1 rRNA gene is annotated in these 1,721 nt (G+C 51.7%); it reads right to left on the bottom strand.

Features of this window, described 5'->3' with window-relative positions:
• Positions 1 to 6: 6 nt before the first annotated feature.
• Positions 7 to 1,559, bottom strand: a 16S ribosomal RNA gene (locus tag BCT11_RS00835).
• Positions 1,560 to 1,721: the final 162 nt, after the last annotated feature.

Below are 1,721 nucleotides of genomic sequence, written 5' to 3'. Positions count from 1 at the left end.
ATCGTATAAGGAGGTGATCCAGCGCCAGGTTCCCCTAGCGCTACCTTGTTACGACTTCACCCCAGTCATGAACCACAAAGTGGTAAGCGTCCTCCCGAAGGTTAAACTACCTACTTCTTTTGCAGCCCACTCCCATGGTGTGACGGGCGGTGTGTACAAGGCCCGGGAACGTATTCACCGTGGCATTCTGATCCACGATTACTAGCGATTCCGACTTCATGGAGTCGAGTTGCAGACTCCAATCCGGACTACGACGCACTTTTTGGGATTCGCTCACTATCGCTAGCTTGCTGCCCTCTGTATGCGCCATTGTAGCACGTGTGTAGCCCTACTCGTAAGGGCCATGATGACTTGACGTCGTCCCCACCTTCCTCCGGTTTATCACCGGCAGTCTCCCTGGAGTTCCCGACATTACTCGCTGGCAAACAAGGATAAGGGTTGCGCTCGTTGCGGGACTTAACCCAACATTTCACAACACGAGCTGACGACAGCCATGCAGCACCTGTCTCAGAGTTCCCGAAGGCACCAATCCATCTCTGGAAAGTTCTCTGGATGTCAAGAGTAGGTAAGGTTCTTCGCGTTGCATCGAATTAAACCACATGCTCCACCGCTTGTGCGGGCCCCCGTCAATTCATTTGAGTTTTAATCTTGCGACCGTACTCCCCAGGCGGTCTACTTAACGCGTTAGCTCCGAAAGCCACGGCTCAAGGCCACAACCTCCAAGTAGACATCGTTTACGGCGTGGACTACCAGGGTATCTAATCCTGTTTGCTCCCCACGCTTTCGCATCTGAGTGTCAGTATCTGTCCAGGGGGCCGCCTTCGCCACCGGTATTCCTTCAGATCTCTACGCATTTCACCGCTACACCTGAAATTCTACCCCCCTCTACAGTACTCTAGTCTGCCAGTTTCAAATGCTATTCCGAGGTTGAGCCCCGGGCTTTCACATCTGACTTAACAAACCACCTGCATGCGCTTTACGCCCAGTAATTCCGATTAACGCTCGCACCCTCCGTATTACCGCGGCTGCTGGCACGGAGTTAGCCGGTGCTTCTTCTGTCGCTAACGTCAAATGATAGTGCTATTAACACTACCACCTTCCTCACGACTGAAAGTGCTTTACAACCCGAAGGCCTTCTTCACACACGCGGCATGGCTGCATCAGGCTTGCGCCCATTGTGCAATATTCCCCACTGCTGCCTCCCGTAGGAGTCTGGACCGTGTCTCAGTTCCAGTGTGGCTGATCATCCTCTCAGACCAGCTAGGGATCGTCGCCTTGGTGAGCCATTACCTCACCAACTAGCTAATCCCACCTAGGCATATCCTGACGCGAGAGGCCCGAAGGTCCCCCTCTTTGGCCCGTAGGCATCATGCGGTATTAGCCATCGTTTCCAATGGTTATCCCCCACATCAGGGCAATTTCCTAGGCATTACTCACCCGTCCGCCGCTCGACGCCCTTAACGTTCCCCGAAGGTTCAGTTAAGTCGTTTCCGCTCGACTTGCATGTGTTAGGCCTGCCGCCAGCGTTCAATCTGAGCCATGATCAAACTCTTCAATTTAAGATTTTGTTCGGCTCAACGAATACTGACTTCAAAACTCATCCTTACTCGAAAGTAAGAAGTAATTTTAAAGCTATTATCATTCCAACAGAATGATAATGAATTGACTGTGCCAAGTCCGAAGACTTGATTGGTCACTCAGTTCATTGAAACCTAATTTGA

Source organism: Vibrio sp. 10N.222.52.B12 (assembly GCF_002875385.1).
In the GTDB taxonomy this organism is placed as follows: domain Bacteria; phylum Pseudomonadota; class Gammaproteobacteria; order Enterobacterales; family Vibrionaceae; genus Vibrio; species Vibrio jasicida.
This window is presented reverse-complemented; position numbering and strand designations above follow the sequence as displayed.